Source organism: Streptomyces sp. NPDC030862 (assembly GCF_055571835.1).
Window position 1 is genome coordinate 491,683 of the sequence record NZ_JBVIEN010000001.1, and the last position, 14,662, is coordinate 506,344.

General features: G+C 73.6%; 15 protein-coding genes. 10 read left to right on the top strand and 5 right to left on the bottom strand.

Annotated features, from left to right (window positions below):
* Positions 1 to 20: 20 nt before the first annotated feature.
* Positions 21 to 707, top strand: coding sequence for an HAD family hydrolase (locus tag ACZ42X_RS02225; protein WP_468283359.1), 687 nt, complete (start codon positions 21 to 23; stop codon positions 705 to 707).
* A 24-nt stretch (positions 708 to 731) separates the two neighbouring features.
* On the opposite strand, the gene ACZ42X_RS02230 is transcribed toward ACZ42X_RS02225, so the two are convergent.
* Positions 732 to 1,622, bottom strand: a complete 891-nt coding sequence (locus tag ACZ42X_RS02230; RefSeq protein ID WP_468283361.1) for a M14 family metallopeptidase — start codon at positions 1,620 to 1,622, stop codon at positions 732 to 734.
* A gap of 117 nt (positions 1,623 to 1,739) precedes the next feature.
* On the bottom strand, positions 1,740 to 1,871 hold the full coding sequence (locus ACZ42X_RS02235) for a hypothetical protein (protein WP_468283363.1): 132 nt from the start codon (positions 1,869 to 1,871) through the stop codon (positions 1,740 to 1,742).
* Positions 1,872 to 1,952: 81 nt separating this feature from the next.
* Between ACZ42X_RS02235 and ACZ42X_RS02240 the strand changes: the two genes are divergently transcribed.
* The 3 genes from ACZ42X_RS02240 to ACZ42X_RS02250 all read left to right on the top strand — a co-directional run bounded on the left by ACZ42X_RS02240 (position 1,953) and on the right by ACZ42X_RS02250 (position 4,806).
* A complete protein-coding gene (locus tag ACZ42X_RS02240) occupies positions 1,953 to 2,495 on the top strand; it encodes a hypothetical protein (protein WP_468283365.1) in 543 nt (180 codons plus the stop codon).
* A gap of 79 nt (positions 2,496 to 2,574) precedes the next feature.
* Positions 2,575 to 3,411, top strand: coding sequence for a DUF4097 family beta strand repeat-containing protein (locus ACZ42X_RS02245; protein ID WP_468283367.1), 837 nt, complete (start codon positions 2,575 to 2,577; stop codon positions 3,409 to 3,411).
* Positions 3,412 to 3,570: 159 nt separating this feature from the next.
* The gene (locus ACZ42X_RS02250; protein WP_468283369.1) at positions 3,571 to 4,806 is read left to right on the top strand and encodes a cytochrome P450; all 1,236 of its coding nucleotides are present in this window, start codon (positions 3,571 to 3,573) and stop codon (positions 4,804 to 4,806) included.
* 108 nt (positions 4,807 to 4,914) lie between these two features.
* On the opposite strand, the gene ACZ42X_RS02255 is transcribed toward ACZ42X_RS02250, so the two are convergent.
* On the bottom strand, positions 4,915 to 5,664 hold the full coding sequence (locus tag ACZ42X_RS02255) for an esterase/lipase family protein (RefSeq protein ID WP_468283371.1): 750 nt from the start codon (positions 5,662 to 5,664) through the stop codon (positions 4,915 to 4,917).
* 235 nt (positions 5,665 to 5,899) lie between these two features.
* Between ACZ42X_RS02255 and ACZ42X_RS02260 the strand changes: the two genes are divergently transcribed.
* The 3 genes from ACZ42X_RS02260 (at position 5,900) to ACZ42X_RS02270 (ending at position 10,610) form a co-directional block, all read left to right on the top strand.
* Positions 5,900 to 6,850 (top strand): 3-hydroxyacyl-CoA dehydrogenase family protein, encoded by a 951-nt coding sequence (locus tag ACZ42X_RS02260; protein WP_468283373.1) that lies wholly within the window; start codon positions 5,900 to 5,902, stop codon positions 6,848 to 6,850.
* A 71-nt stretch (positions 6,851 to 6,921) separates the two neighbouring features.
* Positions 6,922 to 8,802 carry a helix-turn-helix domain-containing protein gene (locus tag ACZ42X_RS02265; protein ID WP_468283375.1) on the top strand — a complete coding sequence of 627 codons (1,881 nt, stop codon included), beginning with the start codon at positions 6,922 to 6,924 and terminating at the stop codon, positions 8,800 to 8,802.
* A gap of 155 nt (positions 8,803 to 8,957) precedes the next feature.
* Positions 8,958 to 10,610 (top strand): tannase/feruloyl esterase family alpha/beta hydrolase, encoded by a 1,653-nt coding sequence (locus ACZ42X_RS02270; protein ID WP_468283377.1) that lies wholly within the window; start codon positions 8,958 to 8,960, stop codon positions 10,608 to 10,610.
* A 42-nt stretch (positions 10,611 to 10,652) separates the two neighbouring features.
* Here ACZ42X_RS02270 and ACZ42X_RS02275 read toward each other — a convergent pair whose 3' ends face one another.
* Both ACZ42X_RS02275 and ACZ42X_RS02280 read right to left on the bottom strand, forming a co-directional pair.
* Positions 10,653 to 11,558: a YihY/virulence factor BrkB family protein gene (locus ACZ42X_RS02275; RefSeq protein WP_468283379.1), complete on the bottom strand. Its 906-nt coding sequence runs from the start codon at positions 11,556 to 11,558 to the stop codon at positions 10,653 to 10,655.
* Between the two features lie 123 nt (positions 11,559 to 11,681).
* Positions 11,682 to 13,208 (bottom strand): serine/threonine-protein kinase, encoded by a 1,527-nt coding sequence (locus ACZ42X_RS02280; RefSeq protein WP_468283381.1) that lies wholly within the window; start codon positions 13,206 to 13,208, stop codon positions 11,682 to 11,684.
* A gap of 190 nt (positions 13,209 to 13,398) precedes the next feature.
* Here ACZ42X_RS02280 and ACZ42X_RS02285 point away from each other — a divergent pair, with 190 nt between their 5' ends.
* From ACZ42X_RS02285 to ACZ42X_RS02295, 3 genes are all read left to right on the top strand, one after another.
* A complete protein-coding gene (locus tag ACZ42X_RS02285) occupies positions 13,399 to 13,785 on the top strand; it encodes a thiol-disulfide oxidoreductase DCC family protein (RefSeq protein ID WP_468283383.1) in 387 nt (128 codons plus the stop codon).
* A 79-nt stretch (positions 13,786 to 13,864) separates the two neighbouring features.
* Positions 13,865 to 14,332 (top strand): DUF6003 family protein, encoded by a 468-nt coding sequence (locus ACZ42X_RS02290; protein WP_468283385.1) that lies wholly within the window; start codon positions 13,865 to 13,867, stop codon positions 14,330 to 14,332.
* 14 nt (positions 14,333 to 14,346) lie between these two features.
* Positions 14,347 to 14,505: a hypothetical protein gene (locus ACZ42X_RS02295; RefSeq protein ID WP_468283387.1), complete on the top strand. Its 159-nt coding sequence runs from the start codon at positions 14,347 to 14,349 to the stop codon at positions 14,503 to 14,505.
* Positions 14,506 to 14,662 lie beyond the last annotated feature (157 nt).

Genomic DNA, 14,662 nt, shown 5'->3' on the forward strand with positions numbered 1-14,662 from the left:
GAACCGAAAAGGACGGACGCGTGCACTCGCTTCCCACCGGCGCCGAAGCCGTGGTCTTCGACTGCGACGGCTTGCTGGTCGACACCGAGACCTGCTGGACCGTCGTGGAAGCGGCCGTCTTCGCGGCGCACGGGCACCCCTTCGGCCCCGCACAGAAGGCGCTGCTCCTCGGCCGTACCGTGGAGGCTTCGGGAGAGGCCATGGCGGACTACTTCGGACTGCCCGGAGCCGGTGCCGAACTCGCCGCCGAACTCCTCGAAAGAGGCCGCGAGGAGCTGGCGCGGGGCGCCGTCGCCCTCCCCGGGGCGGTGGAACTGGTGCGCGCCTGCGGTGCCGCCGTACCGATCGCCGTCGCCAGCAACAGCCCTCGGGAACTGCTGGACACGGCACTGCGATCGGCTGGTCTCGCCTCGTACTTCACCCACTCGTTCGCCGCCGACGAGGTGCCACGCCCCAAGCCCGCACCGGACCTCTACCTCACGGCCTGCGAGGCACTCGGCGTGGCTCCGGAGCGCTCCGTCGCCTTCGAGGACTCGGCCACGGGCGTCTCCGCGGCACGCGCGGCCGGGCTTTACGTCGCGGTCGTACCGTCCCTGCCGGAAACCGGCCTCGACCACGACTGGCTGGGCACCGGCCTCGGGGAGCCCGCGTTGCTCGACTGGGCCGGGCAACTGGGGCAGGGCACCGGGTGCCGCACACGTCGGTGACCGGCACCCCACAGGAGGCGGCGCCTACACCAACGGACGAGCGATCGCCGCGAGTTCGGCTCCGGAGGTGACGGTCAGGCCGTGCATGCCGTAGAAGACGCGGCCGGTCGCCGGGGCGGCGACGTCGCGGCCGCGGCCGTCGGCCGGGTCGGCGATCCGGCCGATGACCCGGCCCTGCGTGACGTCGTCGCCGGCGGTGAAGGCCGGGTACCACAGCCCGGTGGCGGGTGCGGTGACCGCTCCGGCCCAGACCCATTCCCGTACGGGCGCCGTCCTCGTCGGTGCCGGCCCGTCCAGCGCACGGGCCTCGCGCAGCAGCCCGTACAGGCCGTCGACCAGGCGGTGCGCGGTGGCCGGGTCGCGCTCGCCGAGCCGGCCGGTCTCGACGAGGACGGCCGCGACGCCCCGGCGCGCGGCGGCCGCGTGGCTGTTGCCGCCGCTCGCGTCCCGGCCGAGGATCACGTCCTCGACACCGAGGGCGTGGGCCAGCGCGCGGGTCCGCGCGTCGAGGCCCGGCTCGCCGGTGAGCCGGTAGCCGACGAAGTCGCGCAGGGTCTCGTCGATGCCGCCGGAGTGCAGGTCGACGTACACGTCCGCCCTGGTGATCAGGTGCGTGGTGTGCCAGGCCGCCAGCCGCTCGGTGGGGCCGCCCTGCGCGTCGCCGGGGAAGACGCGGTTGATGTTCACGCCGTCGAGCGGGGAGACGCCGAGGCGTCCGTGGTACGCGGCCGGCGGATGGGCGACCGGGCAGATGAGCACCTGGCCGGTCACCTCCTCCGGCGCGAGCAGCGTCGCGAGGCGGGCGGCCGCGTCGATCCCGGTGAACTCGCCGCCGTGCATGCCCGCCGTGATCACCACCCGGGGCCCGGGGCGCGCGCCGTTCACCAGGGTCACCGGGATGTCCGCGGTCACCACGGCGAGGTCCGCCGGCGCCACGGGCCTTGGTGCCGGGCTCGGCGCGCAGCGGACCGAGGGCCCAGACCGACGGCGGCGACGGCGGCGATGGCGGCGATGGCGGCGGTGGCGGCGGTGTCATGGTCGTGCTCCCGGGGAGAGGCGGCGCACGCCGGTCGCCGCGAGCAGCTCCCGTGTGTGCGGGTGGAGGCCGGCCGGCTCGTACAGGGCGGGCGCGGGCACCGTCACCGAGCGGAAATGCGCCACCATGGCGCCGCTTTGGCGCCACACACTTCCTTGTGGCGCCATAATCGCTTCCCATGGCGCCACAGTGGTGCCACTATGCTTCCCATGGACCTGACCCCCTACGTCGACCACCTCCGCCGTGAGCTCGCGGTCGCCGCGAACGCCGGCGGGGACGAGGCCCGCGCCCTGGCGGAGCGGCTCACCGCGCCCCTGGAGTCGGCCGCCCGGCTGACGCTGCTCAACGCGCTCTCCGCTGCCTCGGACGAGATCACGCGCGAGCTGGCACCGGGCTCGGTCGACGTCCGCCTGCGGGGGCTCGAACCCGAGTTCGTGGTGACCGCACCGCCCACCGCCGAGTCCCCCGGCGAGGAGGCGCCTGCCATGGCGGCACCCATGGCGCCACCGGTGGCACCACCGGCGCCCTCCCCGGCGGACAGCGAGGAAGGGGCAGGCACGGCCCGGATCAACTTCCGGCTCCCGGCGCCGCTGAAGGCGCGGGTCGAGGAGGCGGCCGGCCGGGAGGGCCTGTCCGTCAACGCCTGGCTCGTACGGGCCGTGGCCCTCGCCCTCGAACCGGGCGGCGGACCGGACCGGCCGGCCGGCCGTACCGCGCGTCACGGCCAGAGCTACCGGGGCTGGGTCCGCTAGCCGGAGTCCCCGCTTCGCACGTCACTCCTCCCGCGCCACCTGCGCACACACCTTCCAGAGTCAAGAGGACGGACCAGCCATGCCTTCTTACGACACCGCCGGGCCCATCACGGCGGTCCTCGAGTTCGAAGTCGGCGATGTGCGGCTCACCGCGGGCAAGCGCGGGGACACGGTCGTCGAGGTGCTGCCGAGCAACGGCGCCGACGACGCCGACGTACGGGCCGCGCAGCAGACGAAGGTCGCGTACGCCGACGGCACCCTCACCATGAAGGGGCCCAAGAAGCGCTCGCTGTTCGGCAGGAGCGGCTCGATCGACGTCATCATCGAGCTCCCCGCCGGATCGCGCGTCCGCGCCACCTCCCCCATGGGCGACTACACCGGTGAGGGACCGCTCGGCGAGTGCCGCATCAAGACCTCGCTCGGCGACATCCGGCTCGACGAGGCGTCCAGCGTGAACCTGCGGACCGAGCACGGCCACATCCGCGTCGACCGGGCGGTGGGCGATGCCGACGTCCGCGGGGCCGGCCGGGTCGACTTCGGCGAGATCGTGGGTGCGGCGACCATCAGGAACGGAAACGGCGAGACCGAGATCGGTGAGATCACCGGCGAGTTGAAGGTCAATTCCTCCAACGGCCGCATCACGGTGGGCACCGCGCACACCTCGGTCGAGGCCAAGTCCGCCAACGGCACGATCAGCGTGCGGCAGGTGGCGCGCGGCGTGATCGACCTGCACACCGCCGTCGGCGACGTGGAGGTCGGCATCCGCGAGTCCACGGCGGCCTGGCTGGACGTCGGCTGCAAGCTCGGCACGGTCCGCAACGAGCTCGGCGCCGCCGAAGGGCCCGACGCCGCCGACGAGACCGTCGAGATCCATGCCCGCACCGGCGTCGGCGACATCGTCATCCGCCGCGCCTGACCTCCCGCACGAGCGACCTCTCAGCGCGGTGCGCCCTCCGGGCCGTCCCGCCGAGCGGTGAGTACCACTCCACACACCATCGCACCGTCACACCGTCACACCGTCACACCGTCACACCGTCACACCGTCACACCGTCACACCGCCATGGAGGACACACCATGCAGCACGAACCGTCGGCCCGCCCCATCGCCACGGACGCCGCCGAGCCCGTCACCTTAGCCACGCAGCGCGCCGCCGGCTGCCCGTTCGACCCGCCCACCGGCCTCACGCACGTGCGCGAGGAACGGCCCCTGGCCCGGATGACCTACCCCGACGGACACGTCGGCTGGCTCGCCACCGGGTACTCGACGGTCCGCGCGATCATGGGCGACCCACGGTTCAGCTCGCGGTACGAGCTGTTGCACTACCCCTTCCCCGGTGGGCCGGAGGGCCCTCTGCAGCCTGCCCCGGTCGGCGACATGACGGGCATGGACGCCCCCGAGCACACCCGCTTCCGACGGCTGCTGACGGGCAAGTTCACCGTCCGCCGGATGCGCCTGCTCACCGAACGGGTGGAGGAGATCACCGCCGAGCAGCTGGACGCGATGGAGCGCCGGGGGCCGGGCCTCGACCTGGTCGAGGTGTACGCCCAGCCCATCCCGGCGCTGATGATCTGCGAGCTCCTCGGTGTGCCCTACGCCGACCGGGAGCGTTTCCAGCGGCACGCCCACACGCTCATGACCCAGGACGTGACGCCCGAGGAACGGTACGCGGCCTTCGTCGGACTCCAGGAGTACATGGCCGAGTTGGTCGCCGCCAAGCGCGCCGCACCCTCCGACGACCTGCTCGGCGACCTGGCGAAGGACTCCGACCTCACCGACGAGGAGCTGGTCGGCATCGGGGGCTTCCTCCTCGCCGCCGGGCTCGACACCACCGCCAACATGATCGCGCACGGCACGTTCGCCCTGCTCACCAACCCGGCCCAGGCCGAAGCCCTGCGCGGCGACCCCGATCTCGCCCCGAAGGCCGTCGAAGAGCTGATGCGCTACCTGACGGTCGCCCACACCACCATGAAGTCCGCGCTGGAGGACGTCGAGCTGGACGGCGTCACGATAGCGGCCGGCGAGAGCATCACCCTCTCCCTCCAAGCCGCCAACCGCGACCCGGAGCGGTTCCCCGACCCCGACGTCCTCGACCTGCACCGCGCGGCCACGGGGCACCTGGGCTTCGGACACGGCATCCACCAGTGCCTGGGCCAGCAACTGGCCCGCGTCGAACTGACGGTGGCCCTGCCCGCGCTGCTGAGGCGGTTCCCCACCCTGCGGCTCGACGTGCCGGCCGAAGAAGTACCGCTGCGCACCGACATGAACATCTACGGCGTACACCGGCTGCCGGTCACCTGGGACGCGTCCTGACCGGACCCTGAGCGGCGGCCCGGTACGCCGTGCCATGCCGGCGCGCACGCCACCGCGGCCCGGTCGGGATCGCGGCGGCGTGCGTGGTGACGGTGATGGTGGCAAGGGTCAGGTGGTTTCGTGCGCGGTGATGAAGGAGCGCATCTTCGCCAGGGCCGTGCTGTTGGTGATGACCGTGAAGTGGCTGGGTGCCATCGGGCCGCTCATCAGGTAGTTCTCGTCGGCGCCGGCGAGCATGGCGGTGTTGGTCGGTACGGCGTTGTAGTCGGCGGTCGACCGGATCGTGAGGTAGTCGACCTTGTCGTTGAAGGGGACCTCCGTCGGCGAGTTGAGCGCCTTCAGGAACGGTGTGTCGGGGGACGCGAACTGCTGGCAGGAGACGTACCACTGGCAGCCGTTGTTGGTGGTGCCGTGCTGCGGTCCGGCGAAGCCGATGTACTGGGAGACCTTGTCGGCGCCGCCGAGGTTCTTGATGTAGTACCGGGCCGCCAGGGTGGAGGCCGACCAGGTGGCCAGGACGACCCTGGAGGCGCCGGTCTGGCTGCGGACCTGGTCGACCTTGACCGAGAGCTCCTGGGCGGCCTTGGCCAGGTCCTGCGTCATCCGGCTGCTGTCGGTCCAGGTGAACAGCCTTGCCGCCGGCCAGCCGTGGGCCTGGAGGTTCGACTTCATGGTGTCCATGCTGGACGGCTGGCCGGTCATCCCGGGGATCATGATCACCGGGTCGTGCCCGGCGGCCGCGGCGGCCTCGGTACGCGGGGCCGCGGTGGACGTCTGGGACGCCAGCCCCAGCAGGCCCGCGGTCAGTACGGCCGCGAGCGTGGCGGTCAGCGTCCGCCGGACGGGGTGGAACGACATGGGTGCCTCCTTGCCCGTCGTACGGTGCGCCGGGAGCGGACTGCGGCTCGCCGCCCGGCGGTCGTCGACGGGGATGTGGGGTGGGGATGGGGAGCACCGTAGAACCGCGTCACTCGGCGGCTTGATGGGAGCGGCGCACATAGTTCCGCCGCGTATGTGTCCACCGTGACCATTACGGCGCCGGAGGCGCGCTGCGAGCGTGCTGCGCACATATCCGGCTTCGGGAGGATGGGAAATGATCCGGTTCGGCATCGTCGGCGGTGGCCTGATGGGGCACGGAATCGCCGTCGCTCTGGCCCGCGCGGGCTTCGGTGTGGCCGTCCACGACGCGGATCCCGCGACGCTGGCCGGTCTGGGTGAGCGGGTCGGGCAGGCGCTCCAGCGCTGCGGCACGGCGGCGGAAGAGCGTGCGACGGTGGCGGAGCGGATCACCGCGGCCGCGACGCTCGCGGAGCTCGCGCGGAGCTCGGACATCGTGGTGGAAGCCGTCCCCGAGCGCCTGGAGGTCAAGCACCAGGTGCTGGCCGCGCTGGAGGAGCGGGTCGGTGACGTGACGCCGATCTGGTCCAACACCTCGGTCCTGCCGCTCACGGAGGTGGCCAAGGGGATGCGGCACCCGCAGCGGCTGGTCGGAGTGCACTGGTGGAACCCGCCGTACGTCATCCCGCTGGTCGAGGTCGCGCCGGGGACGGAGACGGACCACCGGTTCGTGGAGGAGGCGTGCGAGGTGCTGAACGGGCTGGGCAAGACGACGGTACGCCTCCAGCGGGACGTCCCCGGATTCGTCGGGAACCGGCTGCAGTTCGCGCTCGTGCGCGAGGCGCTGCACCTCCTGGACCAGGGCGTGTGCGACGCGGTCACCATCGACACCGTCATGCGGTCGAGCCTCGCCCTGCGCTGGCCTGCCGTGGGCCCCATGGAGAACGCCGACTTCATCGGGCTGGAGCTGACCCGGTCCATCCTCGGCAGCCTCAGCCCCCACCTGTCGGCACGGACGGGCGACTTCCCCGTCCTCGACGAGCTCCTCCGCGCCGGCCAGGCAGGCCGCGCCTCCGGAGCGGGGCTGCTGCCCTGGCCGGAGGGGCGGGGCGAGGAGGTCGCACGGCGACTGGAAGCCGGAATCCGCCACAACCTCGCTGCGCCGCAAGACCGTCCGGCAGGGGTCCGGCGGGCGGCGGAGCGGTGATACTCCCCGGCGGGGCCCGGCACACCCCGCCGCGGCCCGGTGGCGTGACGGGCATGTCCGACGGAGGAGCCATGGCACGGACGTACGGCGGCGTGTTCCTGGAACTGCTGCTGGGGGAAGCCGACATCAGCGCGTTCGACGACGTGCTGGCGGCGGCCCGGGCCGCCGGGGAACCGGCCGGCCGGCTCGCGGAGCTGGAGGAGGAGCGCGCGCTCGCGCTGCGGCTGCGCGAGCGGCACCTGCGGCACCGCCGCAACGAGGCGGAGCTCCAGCTCCTCAACGACACCGCCAACGACCTGGCCTCGCTGCGCGACCTCGACTCCATCCTCCAGGCCATCTCCGATCGCGCACGGCGCCTGCTGGAATGCGACCTCGCCTACATCAGCCTCAGCGACCGCGGCAGGGGGGACAGCTACATCAAGGCGGCGGCGGGCAACATCTCCGGCCGGCTGCGCGAGCTGAGGCTGCCGGTCGGCAGCGGAGTCGGCGGCATCGTCGCGCGGACCGGCGAGCCGTACGCCGTCACCTCGTACCTCTCCGACGACTCCTTCGCCCATACCGCCGAGATCGACCGTACGGTCGCGGCCGAGCGGATCGAGTCCCTGCTGGGCGTGCCGGTGAAGCTCAACCAGGAGGTGATCGGGGTCCTGCTCGCCGCGCACCGGAGCCGACGGGGGTTCGGCAGCCGCGACATCAGCGTGCTGATGATGCTCGGTTCGCACGCGGCGGTGGCCATCGAGAACGCCCGTCTGCTGGGCGCCGCCCAGGCGGCCGTCGCCGAGCTGCGGGTCGCCAACGACACGATCAGCGCCCACATGGCCGACCTGGAGCGCACCGCCGACGTCCACGAACGCCTGACGCGCCTGGTCATCCAGGGCAAGGGGGTGGACGAGGTGGCGCAGGCGACCGCGACCTCGCTGTCCGGGACGGTCGTCGTCCTCGACGAGGACGGCGACATCGCGGCCCGGTCCCGCGGCCCGGCGTCGATACCGGTGGACGAGCTGCGGGCCATCGGCGCCGACGCCTGGCAGGCCGGAGGCACGGTGGTCCGGGGCGCCCGGTGCGCCGTCCCCCTGATCACCGAGTCGGAGCCCCTGGGCACCATCGTCCTCGCCGGGACGGCGACGGAGATCGGCACGATCGACCGCCGCATCCTGGAGCGGGCCGCGCTGGTCGCCTCCCTCGTGCTCGTCACCCGCAGACGCATGGCCGAGGCGGAGGCACGGGTGCGCGGCGAGCTGCTGGCCGACCTGCTGGCGGCGCACCCCAAGGACCACGACCTCCTCCGGCACCGCGCGGCCCTGATCGACGTCGACCTCGACGCCTGCCGGATCGTGGTGGTGGCCCGGCTGGACGACGAACCGCGGGAGCGGGTCTACGCGTCCACCGCGGCCTTCGCCCGGCGCCGCCGCGGACTGGCGACGCTCCGGCGCGACACCGTGATCCTGCTGCTGCCCGGCGACGACCCCCTGGAGGTGGCGCGCGCCGCAGCCCGCGAGCTGACGCGGACCTGCCGACGCCCCGTCACCGCCGGCACCGCCCGCGCCGGGGACATCGCCGGCCTCCCCGCGGCCTACCTGGAGGCGGACGAATGCCTGCGGGCGCTGCTCGCCCTGGGCAGGACGGGGGAGATCGCGGACACCCGCGGTCTCGGCTTCGTCGGCGCCCTGTTCAGCGGCCGGCCGGCCGTCGCGTCCTTCATCGACTCGGTCATCGGCCCGGTGATCGCGTACGACCGCGGCCACCGCTCGGAGCTGGTGCGCACGCTCGACGCGTACTGCCGCAGCGGCCAACACGCCAGGAACACCGCAGGCATGCTGCACGTGCACGTCAACACCGTCGCGCAGCGCCTCGCCCGCGTCAGCCGGCTCCTCGGCGACGGCTGGCGGGAGCCGGAGAGGCTGCTGGAGATCCAGGTCGCCCTCCGGCTGCTGAGAGTCAGCAAGTCCTAAGAGGTGTCTTCCGGATCCTGCCGAGCTCGCGCGCCCTGGGTCCTGTTCCACACCGCGCGAGCGGCAGGAGTGTGCGCCGAGGCCATAGTGCCCAGGGGGACGGGCTCCATAGCCTGTGCGCCCGCTCCCCCTCGGCGCACGCATGGAGACAGACCATGAAGAAGATCATCGCCGCTTCGGGCCTCGCGCTCACCCTGGTCAGCGGCGTCAGCCCGCCTGCCGCGTCCACCCCGGGCTCCCCTGCGGCGTGCGGTGACCTGCTCGGCCTGCGGATTCCCGCCTCCGCGATCGGCCTGCCCACCACGGGCGGCGAGGTGACCGCCGCGCGACCGGTCCCGGCGGCCGGCAGCGGCACGGCCGCGACCGGTGCCTACTGCCGGGTGGACGCCGCCATCCACCCCGTGGACCCGCAGGCTCCCGACATCACCCTGCGAGTGGCCCTGCCCGAGCGGTGGAACGGGAAAGCGATGATGTTCGGCGGCGGGGGCTACGACGGGACCATCCCCGATGTCACCGGCAACGTCCCGTTCGGCCCCACCGACCAGCCCCGGCCGCTGAGCCGCGGCTACGCCGTCTTCGCCGGCGACTCGGGGCATCAGGCCGCACCCGGCTTCAAGCCGACGCCCTCGCTCGACGGGTCCTTCGGCCTCAACGACGAAGCGGTACGCAACTTCGCGGGCGACGCCCTGAAGAAGACCAGCGACACGGCACGCTTCGTCCTGCGCGCGCACTACCGGCGCGGCGCTCCGGCGCACAGCTTCTTCGCCGGCGGATCGAGCGGCGGGCGGGAGGCGCTCGCCGTGGCCCAGCGCTGGCCCACGGACTTCGACGGCGTCATCGCCGCCTACCCCGCCTGGAACGCCGCGAGCCTCGACCTCTTCTTCGGCCACACGGCGCAGGTCTTCTCCCGCCCCGGGGCCTTCCTCAACCCGGCCGAGCAGCACCTGCTCCACCGCGGTGTCCTCGCGGCCTGCGACGGTGACGACGGCCTGCGCGACGGCGTCGTCTCCCACGAACGCGGCTGCCACTTCAACCCGCGCACACTGCGCTGCCCGCAGGGCCGGGACACCTCGGACACCTGCCTGTCCGACGCCCAGATCCGCGCCGTACGGGACCTGTCCGCGCCACTGCGCTGGCCGTACCGCCTCGCCAGTGGGGAGAAGGGCTATCCCGGCTTTCCCTTCCTCTCGGGTGCTGACATGTCCACGCCCCTGCTGGGCATGGGCACCGAGCCCCCCGGCCACCCGATGCCCAAGAACAGCGGCTACGGCGTGCAGTTCTGGGACCAGTGGGTGCGCTACTTCGTCACCCGCGATCCCGCGTACGACTCCCTGAGCCTGGACCCGCGCCGTCCCGGCGCCTGGCAGCGGCGCATCAGCGAGCTGTCGGCGCTGCAGGACGTCAACAACCCCGACCTGCGCCGGTTCGCCGAGGCCGGCGGCAAGCTGCTGATGGTGCACGGCACGGCCGACGAACTCGTCAGCCACCGCGCCACGGTCGACTACTTCCAGCGCGTACGGAAGCACATGGGCGAGCGCGCCACCGACGCCTTCGCCCGGCTCTACCTCGTCCCCGGCGCCAACCACGTCAACGTCGACGCGTCCTTCGCGGCGAGCTGGGACTCACTGACCGCCCTGGAGACGTGGGTGGAGAAGGACACCGCCCCCCTGCGGCCGGTCGTCAGCGACGCCAACCCCGCGGCGAACGGCCGGACCCGGCCGCTGTGCGCCCACCCGTCCTGGCCGCGGTACACCGGCACCGGCAGCCCCGACTCCGCCGACGGCTTCACCTGCTCCCCCACGCCGTGACGCGTCGATGGTGGTGCCGATGAGGCCGGCGGCGCGACCGCTTCAGGTCGGCGAGGAGCAGGGATCGGGCCGCTCCGGTCGCCCGTCCCGCGCCAGTTCGGCGTTGAACTGAGCACCCGCCAGCAGCACGACATGGGAGACCCACAGCCACACCAGGAACGCCACCACACCCGCCAGGGAGCCGTAGAGACGGTTGTACGTCGCGATGTGCGACGCGTAGAAGGCGAAGCCCGCCGACGCCAGCAGCCAGAGCAGCACCGCCAGTGTTCCGCCGGGCAGCGTCTGCCGCACACCGCGGGTCTCCGGCGGCCCGGACCGGAAGAGGAGCAGGACCAGGGCGACGACCACCGTGAACAGCAGCGGCCATTTCAAGCCCGCCCAGACCAGGGCGGCCTGATGGTCCGTTCCCGTGCCCCGGCCGATGGCCCGGGCGACCCGCTCGGCAGCCGTGAGCGTCAGCACCCCGCTGACCAGCAGTGCGAGCACGGTCAACGCCCTGAGCAGGATGGCGGGGAACGTCCGCCACGCCGGGCGGCAGTCGGGAACGCCGTACATCGCGTGCAGTGCCCGCCGGAAGACGGCCAGGTAGCTGGAGGCGGACCACAGCGCGGCCCCGGCGGTGACCACGAGCAGCAGCCAGCGGACCGACGAGCCCTCCTGCGGGCTGCTCAGGGCCTGGGCGAGGACCGGACGGGCCGCCTTCGGCACGAAGGCGGCCAGTTGCGCGACGACCTCCTCCGGGGAGTCCGTGCCGAGCAGCGCGATGGAGAAGATCATCACCAGCAGGGCCGGGAAGACGGCCAGCACCGCGTAGTACGTCAGCGCCGCCGCCCAGTCGGTGAGGTCGTCCTCCCAGACGGCGACCGGTGTACGGACCAAGGCCCTGGCGTGCGCCCCGTGCTCGCGCCGACCGGGCGCCGAGCCGCTCGCGGGTACACCGATCGTCATGACATCACCGCTCCGTTCAGGGCCTGCCGCCACCCGGCCGCCGCCGCGCCCCGAGCGGGGGCGGCGGGTTGCCTGTCTGGTGCCCCGTCAGGGCGGCGTAAACGCCAGGGAGCCCCGGCGGTGTCACCGCGCGTGCCTGCCCTTCGCCGGCTTCGGCTTTCCCTGCCGCTCCTCCGCCTTCTCGGGAGCCGGGCCGGCTGCTCCGGGACCGTCCGCACGGCCGCGCTGCCGCTCCCCACTGCCGGAAGCCGACGGCGTGCCGCTGTCGACCGCCGTCTCCTCGGCGCCGGTGGCCCGCCGGCTCACGGTGTACGAGGGGGACCGCGGCGCGGACGCGGAGACGGCGGCGGCTCCGACGGACGGGGTGGGCGAGGCGGTCGCGGAGGCCGACGCGGACGGAGAGGAGGCGGAGGGGGCGGACGCGGACGGGGAGGAGGCGGACGCGCTCGACCGGTTCGCGCCCGGTGAGGCTGGCTCGGTCGTCGCGGGGCGGGGAGGACCGGACGCGGCGTTCTCCGCCTCGGCGGACGGCCCGCCCACCGAACCGGCCAGTCCGACGCCGAAGACGGTCATGGCCGCGCCGGCGGTCAGCAGGATCCGGCCGGCCCGGCGAGCGGCGGGCCGGCCGGAGGCGGATCGCGCAGGTACCGGACCGCCGTGTGCGGAGACGGCGGCCTCGGCGCCGGCGGTCCGGAGCGCGGCGCCCGTCCCGTGCGACCTCAGCGTGTCCGGGTTCCGCTCGCCGGCGTCGTCCTCGCCGCTCACGGGCGAAGCCGCGAGCACGGAGGATCCCGTGGGCACGTCGGCCGCTTCCGCGGGGCCTTCCGATGCCAAGGCTGCCAGGGCGCGTCCGCAGGCCCGGGCGTCCGGCCGGCGGGTCTCCTCCGCGTCGGTCATGGCGGCCAGCAGTTCGACGAGCTCCGCCGGTATGTCCGGCGGAATGACCGGGGGCCGGTGCAGGCGGGCGATCGCGGCCTCCAGCGGCGCCCCGTCGTACTCCAGTTCACCTTTGATGGACTCGATGAGCACCAGTCCCAGACTGTAGATGTCCGCCGCCGGCCCGGCGCCCCGGCCCAGCACCTGCTCCGGGGCCATGTAGGCGGCGGTCCCCACCAGGGCGCCCGGGACGGTCTGGGCCGTGGTGCCGAGCAGCCGGGAGATGCCGAAGTCCGTCAGGCGGGGGAGGCCCGCCTCGTCCAGCAGGATGTTCGCGGGTTTGACGTCGCGGTGGACGACTCCGGCCCGGTGCACATGGGCCAGGGCGGAGGCCAGCTCGGCGCCGATCCGGCACGCCTCGGCGGGTTCCAGCGGAGCCGCGGTGATCCGCCGGCGCAGCGTCGTGCCCCTGACCAACTCCATCACCAGGTAGGGCGTTCCGTCGTCCCGGCCGCAGTCGTACACGGTGATCAGGCCGGGGTGCTGCAACTGGGCCAGCAGCCGGCCCTCACTGTCGAACCGCTCCTCCGTGTCGGCGGCACCGTCCGGGCGGAAGACCTTCACCGCGACCGGCCGCCGCAGGCGCAGGTCCACGCCCTCGTACACGTCGGCCGCGCCGCCGCGGCCCAGCAGGTCGTCGAGCCGGTAACGACCGGCCACCACGTGGGCGGTGAGCCGGAGGTCCGGCCGGATCGGCCACGAGCGGACTTTCATCACTGCGCTCCCTGCGTCCTGTTGTCACCTGCCGTCGTCCGCCCGCCCACGCGTGTGCTGCCGGTGGCGTGCCCGGCAGCGTGGTTGCGAGCACCATGTGCCCGTGTGCCCCCTCAACCGCCGGGCATCCCCCGTCCCTCGTCCGGCCTCGTGGGCGGAGGGTTCGCCGCCGTTTCGGCATGATGGAGTCATGCGGACCCGACCGGTGCTCGTCTTCGACGGCGACTGCGGCTTCTGCACGTCCTGCGTGTCGTTCGTCGAACGCCGCCTCCGCCCCGGTTGCGAGACCGTCCCCTGGCAGTTCGCGGATCTGGCCGCGCTGGGCGTGACGCCGGAGCGCGCCGCACACGAAGTGCTCTGGGTGACCCCCACGGGCCTGGTGTACGGCGGTGCCCGGGCGGTGGCGAAGATCCTGCTGTGCACGGGCCGGGGCTGGGCGCCGCTGGGCGCGCTGCTCATGCTGCCCCCGGTGCGGTGGGTCGCCCACGCCGTCTACCGGCTGGTGGCGGACAACCGGCACCGGATGCCGGGCGGGACGGCGGCGTGCGCGGCACCGGCGCCACGTGGGCGAAGGTGACGGGAGCCGGGCGGTGGCTCCCGCCGGAGGGGGTAGGTGAGGACAGCACACGACCATCGCGTCTGCGAAGGAGACGAGCATGACCGACGACGCCTACCTGTTCCTCGTGGACGACCCGGCGACCCCGCTGGGCGCATCCGTCGCCGCTGTCGGAGACCTGGCGTGCTTGGAGACGCCCGCCGTACGGGCCTGGCTCGACGCGCATGAGGTGACCGCCGCCTCCGCGGAGGTCCGGCTGCTGCCGCCGGAGGAGACGGGCGCCATCCCCGACGGGGCGGAGAAGCTGCCCGTTCCGTTGAGCGACGAGGAGCTGAACCGGCTGCGCCACGCGCTGGCGCCGGGCGCCCTCGCCCGCGTGGAGAAGGAGCTGCTGGCCTACCGCGACTGCGCGGGCGAGCGGGACGCCCTGCTGGCGCGGGCCACGGCCGCCGGGGTTCCGCCGCACCGCATCGTCGAACTCACCGGCGAGGACCCCCGGACCGTGGCATCGGCGGCCGCGGCGCAGGGGCAGGGCCGTCCGTCGGATCCCGGTCCGCGGCAGCGGTGACGGGGAGGGGGAACATGACGACCGAGGAGACGCGTACCAGGCTTCGCCTGCTGGAGGACCGGCTCGGCGAGCGCACCCCGGCCCCGATCGAGGGCCAGACCCGCATCCCCCTCCCCCGGCCCACCCCGGCGGACGACGTGGACGAGGGGCCGGAGCGCCGCGACACGGCCTGACGGCCGGGCGCAGACCCCGGTGACCTCGGCACTCGCGAACAGCTCGTAGACGGGGGTGACCGTGTGACGGCCACCGGTGGGCGGGGACGTCCCGGCGGGCGACCGGCGGGCGATCCCGTCCGCGCCGAGCACGCCGGCCGTGGAGGTACGCCTCCCC